7 protein-coding genes are annotated in these 7,715 nt (G+C 36.2%); 2 read left to right on the top strand and 5 right to left on the bottom strand.

Annotation, left to right across the window (positions count from 1 at the left end; all coding sequences use genetic code 11):
• The coding region (locus Q0992_RS10145) for a DUF3875 domain-containing protein (RefSeq protein WP_299523382.1) at positions 1 to 1,059 on the bottom strand (1,059 nt) is incomplete at its 3' end.
• On the opposite strand from Q0992_RS10145, the gene Q0992_RS16870 reads away from it, so the two are divergent.
• Positions 1,049 to 1,264 carry a hypothetical protein gene (locus Q0992_RS16870; protein WP_367277956.1) on the top strand — a complete coding sequence of 72 codons (216 nt, stop codon included), beginning with the start codon at positions 1,049 to 1,051 and terminating at the stop codon, positions 1,262 to 1,264. The two genes, Q0992_RS10145 and Q0992_RS16870, sit on opposite strands and share 11 nt — an antisense overlap.
• A 95-nt stretch (positions 1,265 to 1,359) precedes the next feature.
• Here the strand turns inward: Q0992_RS16870 and Q0992_RS10135 are convergent, their stop codons facing one another.
• On the bottom strand, positions 1,360 to 1,647 hold the full coding sequence (locus Q0992_RS10135) for a hypothetical protein (RefSeq protein WP_299523376.1): 288 nt from the start codon (positions 1,645 to 1,647) through the stop codon (positions 1,360 to 1,362).
• Between the two features lie 348 nt (positions 1,648 to 1,995).
• Between Q0992_RS10135 and Q0992_RS10130 the strand changes: the two genes are divergently transcribed.
• Positions 1,996 to 3,459, top strand: coding sequence for a hypothetical protein (locus tag Q0992_RS10130; RefSeq protein WP_299523373.1), 1,464 nt, complete (start codon positions 1,996 to 1,998; stop codon positions 3,457 to 3,459).
• Positions 3,460 to 3,666: 207 nt separating this feature from the next.
• Here the strand turns inward: Q0992_RS10130 and Q0992_RS10125 are convergent, their stop codons facing one another.
• From Q0992_RS10125 to Q0992_RS10115, 3 genes are read right to left on the bottom strand one after another with little or no spacing between them, the layout of a single operon-like run.
• Positions 3,667 to 4,314, bottom strand: coding sequence for a hypothetical protein (locus Q0992_RS10125; protein WP_299523370.1), 648 nt, complete (start codon positions 4,312 to 4,314; stop codon positions 3,667 to 3,669).
• Positions 4,311 to 5,015 carry a hypothetical protein gene (locus tag Q0992_RS10120; protein ID WP_299523367.1) on the bottom strand — a complete coding sequence of 235 codons (705 nt, stop codon included), beginning with the start codon at positions 5,013 to 5,015 and terminating at the stop codon, positions 4,311 to 4,313. Before Q0992_RS10120 ends, Q0992_RS10125 begins: the two co-directional genes overlap by 4 nt.
• The gene (locus Q0992_RS10115) at positions 5,012 to 7,624 is read right to left on the bottom strand and encodes an ATP-binding protein (protein WP_299523363.1); all 2,613 of its coding nucleotides are present in this window, start codon (positions 7,622 to 7,624) and stop codon (positions 5,012 to 5,014) included. Before Q0992_RS10115 ends, Q0992_RS10120 begins: the two co-directional genes overlap by 4 nt.
• Positions 7,625 to 7,715: the final 91 nt, after the last annotated feature.

Raw genomic sequence — 7,715 nt, 5'->3', positions numbered from 1 at the left:
TATACGTTCAGCACCTCTGGGATAGTAGGGCAGGATGTCCAACTCCTTTAGGGTAGCCTTGATTTTGGAAGCCACAGATTCCAATTGCGACTTTTCTTTCTGCCAATAGATGATGTTAAAATGACCGCGGATGACACGGGATTGGTCGTCCTGGTTGATATGGTCACGTATTTCCGAGACCTTTTCAAGAACCACCTTGTTCTGCGAACCGAAGTTGGAACTCTTTTGCAGTTCCTCAATCTTCTTGTCTAAGAGCTTGCGCCACTTTTGTTTGTCATCCAAATACAGGATTTGGTTGACGATATGGTCCTCCTCCAAGGTCAGTCCCAGCCCATCGATAAAGCCCTGGTGGAAATTAAAGGCGTCCGAGGTATAGGCTGGATTGGAAATGCTGCTTTGGACGTTTTCCCCAAAACAGAATTCACTGTTAATGGCCAGCATTTCAAAATGGTGGTCGCCGACTTGAACCCCTTTGTTGCCTAAAAGGATGTCGGTATCCACATCCTCGGCAAAGCCATTGAAATAGTCACGGGTATTCGCATCAAAAGTTTCTGGCCGCATTGGTTGCAGGGAAAACTTGCGACTGTTGTTGAGATAGTTGATTGCATCCGTGACGTTTTGGACAAAGTTTTGCAACCGTTCATCCTGCTCTGTGGGCAGTGCTTTGGGAACCTTCAGAAACGGATTGCAGTATTTGGATTGCTGCATCCCCTTGTTATGGGCGAGGATAAAATAGAGCTGGCTTTGGTGTTCCATATACTCCCGCCCCTCAAAATGCACCGCGGTGGCCTTTTCCAAAAAACTGGTTTGGGGCAGGGTGGAAGCATCAAAAGCTTTCTTTCGGTAGGTGTCCTGTTTGTGGATGATCGTACCAATCGGAAGGGATTTTAGGGCTTGGAACCAAGTCGCATGCAGTTCCTCAAAATCCGTTTCGGATAGGGAATGGATCTCGGGAAGGGATAAGTTATATACCAAAACTACATTGCCATTACTGGCATAGATGGTTTTGCCTTCCATGGCCAGAATGGGGGAACGAGATGCAAAATCAATGGTCTTCATACGCCAAAAAGCTGTTTTTTCTGTTGCTGATATGCTTCGGAAAGGGATGGCCCAATTGGAGCAATTGTGGCCGATGAGCCACTTTGGTCAGCATCACATAAAGCAAGGGATTCCAGAGCAAAGCTCCCAAAATGCTACCCAGGCCAAAGGAAAAGATGATGACCATAAGCGAACCGATGACCGAGACCATTTGAAGGGCGAATAGGGTCAGAGGCAACCCGAATATGAGTGCCCGCTTGCGTATATTTCGATACACTTCGTATTTTTTCATAAGAAATAGATTAACAGGTCTTTTGAGACTTAGACCACGATTCCAATGAGATAGGTAAAGATTCCCACCACGGCCCCTGCAATCAATACAAAGACCAGTACCCGCGTAATCCCTTTTTTGAGGTCGGCATTTTCCCCAAAGAAGTGCCCTGCATTGAACAGAAAGCCTATCAGAAAGATGACCCCCAGGATGATGGGAAAGATGGCCCGGATGGTATCGGAAACGTCGTTGACAGAATCTTCGATACCCCCAATTTGGGCAAAAAGTGAGTTTGAAACTAGTAGTGAAAAGAAGGTAACAAACAGTGATTTTCTCATATCAAAAGTGTTTTAGAGTTGATAGTTTTCGATATTCGAAAAGTACTATCACAGCTATTTAAAACACTTGATATTCAAATATTTGTGAATAAAATATTATTAATTTTGAATTAAACTCTTATGCCGTTCTCTGATACTAAACTGTATGAATTTTGGGTTTTGACTTGTTGAAAACCTTGGATTCTAATATAGTAGTAATCTCCAAAAATATTAAAACCAACATCTTATTCGATATATCCTTTTGCTCAGGGCATCTTCTAGTATTTTTTTACAAAAAAATAGGTGAGCACTAGCAATTAAGAATTGTTGCAGTAGTTACAGTTATAAGTGTAGTTTATATCTTGTAACATGAAGTTTAGAATAGATAAGATTTTTGAACGTGTTAAAACTTTGGACGCTCTTCGCGAATTATTGTTAAAAAATCCAATTGTTGAAATACAAATACCAATTGAAAACTTCTACCGAACTAGTAGAGATACAATGCTCGACTTTTTAAGTCTATCTCATCTTGCAGAAGGAGTTGCAAAGCACGGTAAGGTGCTCAATGGCAATTATGTATTTGGTAAAGGTATGCAAGACTATTTTACTATCTCATTAACGAAATATGAAATAGAAAGCTTTTCTAAGTTTTTGTACTTGCATTCATATGTAAATAGTAACGAAGATTTTTATTCATCGGACGAACATTGGGAATACATTGAAGACCTCGATGGTTTTGAGGATAATCTAGAAAATACACAGTTTTGTTTTCCTGAAATCATTGACCGATATTATGCGAATCTTGTGAATTCGGGATATGCTGAAATTGCGCAGGAAATCGAATCTATGGATGGCGTTGAAGCCGCAGAACACTTTCTTGAGATTGAATACAAAAAATATCCTGAGAGATATTTTCATTATTGGCTAAGTGCTCATTCAAATAATTGTAAACTAAATGTATATCTTTCTAAGGACGCTTGGATTATTCCTAACAAGTACGACTTCACGGAAGTGCTTGTAAAACTTGGAGAAGCTGAAAAAAAAGCGGAATATATAAGGTCTTATTCTTACAAAGTTAACAACAACCAGATAATTTGTAATGATAAAGTAGCTATTTGGTTTAAGGTAAGCTCCGAGTTGCGACATGCGAGAAACTGTGCTGATGTGGCTCTATCAAAATTTAGAGGTTTAGTAGCCGAACTAAGTGAGACGGAGTATTACCTTTCCAAATATGCTGACATATTAATAGTCAAAGACACATTTTTTTCATATGTGTTTTTCATTCATGACAAAAAGCTTCGTACAAAGGAAATTCAGGATATACGGGCCAAATTAAATCCCTTACACACGGTTTTGGGAAACATACTTGATGTGCAATTTAATAGTGATGTTAATTGGCAACAACTGGATGATGAAAAGTTTGAGCTTTTATGCTACGATTTGATTTACGAGCATCCCAAGTTTGATGAACGTACAATTAGAAAAATGGGCAAATCAAAGTCACGTGATGGGGGACGTGACATTACCGTAATGACAAAGTCAGTGAATGGCAAAGAACCAGAACTTTATGTTTTCCAATGTAAGTTATTAAGTCCATCTTCTTCCCTAACTAAAAGTAAGGTTCCTAATGCAGCGAATGTAATAATGGAATATGGAGCCAAGGGTTACGGCGTTTTTACTAATGGTATTATAGACTCTACTTTATATGACATGCTTGATGGTTTTAATGCCACCAACGGTGTATACACCAGAGAAAATTGGGGGAAGCTGGAACTGGAAAAAAAACTTGCCGAAGATAGTTTTTTAAGAGATAAATATTTTGATACTAGTTAGAAAGACAATGATAGCTGGCCATACAGAATAGCTAGGAATTCCTTAGTTTTCTTAACTTTTCAATAACTGATTCTACTTCTTTAAGTCTTTTTTGTTTTTCCTCGTATGTCGGGTAAATTGTACTTTCCTCAATGTTTAATTTCATATACTCGAGAGACTCCAAGATTATATTTATTTCTAGTTTTTTTAGTTCCATTTAAGATATGTTTAGTACTGTACCAACTGATACTTCATTTGATAAATCAGGTCGCCTAAGTTCTCATTTTTATCCTGAAGAATGGCGTTATTTATCTTCTTGTTTATAAGTAAAGTCAAAAATTCCTTCATTTTGATAAAATCTTTGAGGCATTCTTTTTTGTGCCCATAAATAATCACTTCTGAAACCAACTCTACAATTACGTTTTTGTATGCTTCTAAAGTTTCTTGTGTTACTCCAGAGTTTGAAAACATTTTATCATTTTCAATCTCTTTTAGTTCTGTAGGTAATGATCCAAAACCGATTGACTTTTTCATCTTTGCTTGTCGGAACGAGCTTTTTAATAAGTCCGCTGAATCACATGCTAACAGTATCAAATATTGAGACTTAAAAACACCCATTTCATTTAACTTAAAAATTGGTTTTCTGACAAATTCTTTTGATTCTCCACCATAAAGCTGGTTTTCTTGCCCATGGCCTAAAAAGAGAATTACAGAACCAGATTCGACAGTACTAATTTTTTCTTTACACTCTTCATAGGATTTATCGGAAGGATGGATTTCTATGACATTTAGTGGTACTTTTTTTTCCTTTAAGTTGTTTACGATTCCATACAGAAAAGCAGTTGTGGGGTCTATTGAAATAACCACATGTATCATTCTTCCCCAATACCGTTAAGTTCAATCAAATGAGCAATAGTTAATTCAGCGATATTTTTTTGAAATTCAATCCCATTAGGTAATTCTTTATCTATTTCCATCGCTATTTGTTCTAACCGTTTTCCTTTAAATTTTGGATACACGCTTTTGAAGACAAATTCAGGATACTTTTCTAGTTCTTTGACAAGCATTGAATTAAAGTCAAACTTCATACCTTCCTTAAGTAACAACAATGCAAGGTCATCCGCTAGATTTTCTCTTTTCAAAAAGTCGTCAAACTTTATGCGAATTAATTTACTCAAGTCATCAATGGAATTTGTTTTTTTTGCGAACTTATCTCCTTCTGAAGAGTACAAAACAAACTTAGAGCGTCTAATTCTATGTCTCTTACTATGGCTTTCGTTCTTAATCCATTTTAAAATGGTAAAGCCATCTAACGGGTCATTTGCATAATGGTAGTCGCATGCAACCAGATCGTATGGCTCACTAAAATGATCTTCATTAATCGCTTTTTTTATCGCATTGAAATCTAAGATGAATTTTTCAGGATCAGCGGGGTTTTTCTGTTTAAAATCTGGTAAATTCAAATTGATTAAATGCTCATCAAGAGTAACACCTCTTCTCTGAAGGTTCTTACGTAATTTATCCACGATTTCCTTAATTGGTCCATCATCAATAAGTAGGACTTTCTTTACGCTCATAAAGCCTTGAATATTATTTCAAATGCAGCTCCGGAAAGTAATTTTCCATTTCCTAAAAAATGAATTTTATTTCCCATTTCTTCCAAAAGGTTTCTAGTGTAAAACAATCCAATCCCAGATCCACCAAAACCATTTGGAGCTTGTTCTCGTACACCCAAATCAAATATCCTATCCGGTTTGTTTAAGTGCTTTTCAACCAATCCAACACCATCATCCGATACAGTTAAAGATAATTCCTTAGCGCTAAGATTTTTGAAACTAAACAAAATAGTATTTGCCCCCCATTTTATAGCATTATTGATTAAATTATCAAGAGCAATGGATAAGTTGAGTATACTTGTGTTTTTGGTCAGTTGAGAGTCGTTTAACTCAAATACAAACTCGATTTCATCCGCAAAGGTTTCACCATATAGAGTAACATACTCCTGTATAAACTTTACAATATCAATATTACGCCTCTCTATATCTTCCTTTAAGTCGGATCTGGTAGCAAACTCTGCCATCTTCAATGTTCTTTCGGCATTAACTTTGATATGACCTAATCTCTTGATTACATCTTTTATTATGTAGTCATTTTCGGTAATATCATCAATCAAGTTGTCCAGACCGTCTCGAATTTCGATGTTGTTAATTTTTATGGTATGGATAAGGCCATCTGCATCAGGACTAAGTGTTCTTCTAGTAGCTAATAAATAAAGGTTTTTTTCCTTTTCAATGGCAAGATCTCTTTCCGCTTTTTCCGCCTTGGCTTTGTAAGATGAAACCTTTTTTTCGTTTGATTGTTTTTCTAGAGCAAGATCTTCCAGTTGCTTCTTTAAACTCTCAATTAATAAAGCTTGTTCTTCAATTGTTTTCTTGTAATCTTGAAGTCTGAGTATAGCCTTTGTAGTAGCTTCATTTGTGCTATACTTGGTCAAATCCTTTAGTTCTTTTTCTAATTCTAAATTCTGTTCCGCTTTTTTTAATAAAATTCTATTTAGGGTATCTGGATCTACTCTTTTTTGCTCAAAATCCCTAATTAACTGTTTGAACTCTATCTCTGACCTTTTACGCTCTTCGTCAATTTTCTGAGTAATTAACTCCTCATTAATGTATAACTCCAAAACATCGCTTGTACGAGCTGAAATTATTGAGTGTATCGCTGCATAAGTCCTTCTTTGTTTAGTATAATCATCTTCTCTGTATAACAAATCATCCTCTGAGGTTTCTCCAGCAACAATTTTCATCTCAATTTCTCTAAGCTTTTTTGCCTCTTCTTTATTTTGGCCATCATAGACAGAGCTGTCCCAGTTCAAACCATCGACCACATACCTTTCAAGTCTTCTATGGGCTTTATAGTAGAAGCTATCGTTTCTGTCGGAACTGGTCAAATTTTTGTAGTAATCGTTTTTTACGATTCCTTCCCTACTGGATATAATTTGAAAATCATTGTTCTCGTCGAGAATTTCAATTTGACCAATAATATCTCTCAAACCTAAATAGCGTCTGGTTCCCTGAGCTTTTCTTTGATCCAACCGCAACCAGTCATTACCAACATCTCCGTAAGGAGATATTCTGAAACCGTTAATGAAAAGAAAAATAGAACCGTAGTTTACTGCTTGGATTCCCGTTTGTCTAGTGAAGAATGCTTTAGCATAGGGATTTAAAAAGTAAATAGATACTTTAACATCCTTAATGAATGGAAAGTAAGGGTTTTTCTCTTTTAACCAGAAAATTGTTTTTCCCTTGTCTTTTAGCTCCGTGTATATTATTCTGCCCGAATCTAGAGTTTTTGACTCAATACTGGTGGATTTGAAGTCTAGTTTATTGAAAATTCTACTTTCCACCTTACCGATGAACTTGTCATGAGCATTTTTGGCATCATTTTCATTAATAAATTCAGGGGCATAGATATGAACACCGAAATCATCATTTTCAAATGCTTGATTTGGATTGATAAGCTTTTCTAGATATTTTTTTAAGGAAACAAATTTTTCCGTATTCCAGCCTGTGATTTTTTCGTTTTTGTCTTTTACCGGGTACGCCCAGGAACTTCTAAGTTTAATAATCTCTAAGATTACCCCTTTTTCAAAGGGTTTGAAACCAGCTTGTGCTAGTTCAGATTTGGATAATTCTTCAAAGTTGAGCGGAATTGTTTGGATTTCCATTTTATCATCTTCTACCTCAAAAAGTTTCCAGTCAATTGTAAGCTTAATGTATTTTTCTGATTTTTCAGTTTTTGCATAAAGATTTAGAAATTCTCCTAGACGATCACAAGAAAACCGTCCAACACCTTTGGCTCCTGCCATTCTCCTTTTGTGTTGTCTTTTGTTGGTCTTCTTATCAGAATAAGCAATGTTTAACCATTTATTCTCAACATCTGACATATCCATTCCAAGACCATTGTCTTGAATTACTATTCTTGATGTGGAATTGGAGAATGTAGAGACTTTGTCATCATCATTTGTTTTTAGATTTAAAAACGTTACGTCAACAGTCTTTGCATCGGCATCAAACGAGTTTTTTACTAGCTCAAGAATTGCGATTCTGTCATCATTGATTAAATCCTTTCCAATGATGCTTTTTAATTGAACATTAGTTTTGAAATGAAGTGTCTTTTTGTTTGGCATTGATTAGCTGATTAGTCTTTTTAAAACCAATCCGCTCTGTTCACCAAAAAGAGGAGGTATTGCGTTTCCAATCTGGGAATACCTTGGTACT

Origin of the sequence: Winogradskyella sp., from assembly GCF_028289625.1 — a bacterium.
Lineage (GTDB): Bacteria > Bacteroidota > Bacteroidia > Flavobacteriales > Flavobacteriaceae > Winogradskyella.
Note: the sequence above shows the minus strand (reverse complement) of the source record. Positions and strands in the feature narration are given on the sequence as shown.

Coding starts and splice junctions, on each gene's coding strand:
- Q0992_RS16870 (WP_367277956.1), top strand. CDS start 1,049: ATGGTCTTCATACGCCAAAAAGCTGTTTTTTCTGTTGCTGATATGCTT.
- Q0992_RS10135 (WP_299523376.1), bottom strand. CDS start 1,647: ATGAGAAAATCACTGTTTGTTACCTTCTTTTCACTACTAGTTTCAAAC.
- Q0992_RS10130 (WP_299523373.1), top strand. CDS start 1,996: ATGAAGTTTAGAATAGATAAGATTTTTGAACGTGTTAAAACTTTGGAC.
- Q0992_RS10125 (WP_299523370.1), bottom strand. CDS start 4,314: ATGATACATGTGGTTATTTCAATAGACCCCACAACTGCTTTTCTGTAT.
- Q0992_RS10120 (WP_299523367.1), bottom strand. CDS start 5,015: ATGAGCGTAAAGAAAGTCCTACTTATTGATGATGGACCAATTAAGGAA.
- Q0992_RS10115 (WP_299523363.1), bottom strand. CDS start 7,624: ATGCCAAACAAAAAGACACTTCATTTCAAAACTAATGTTCAATTAAAA.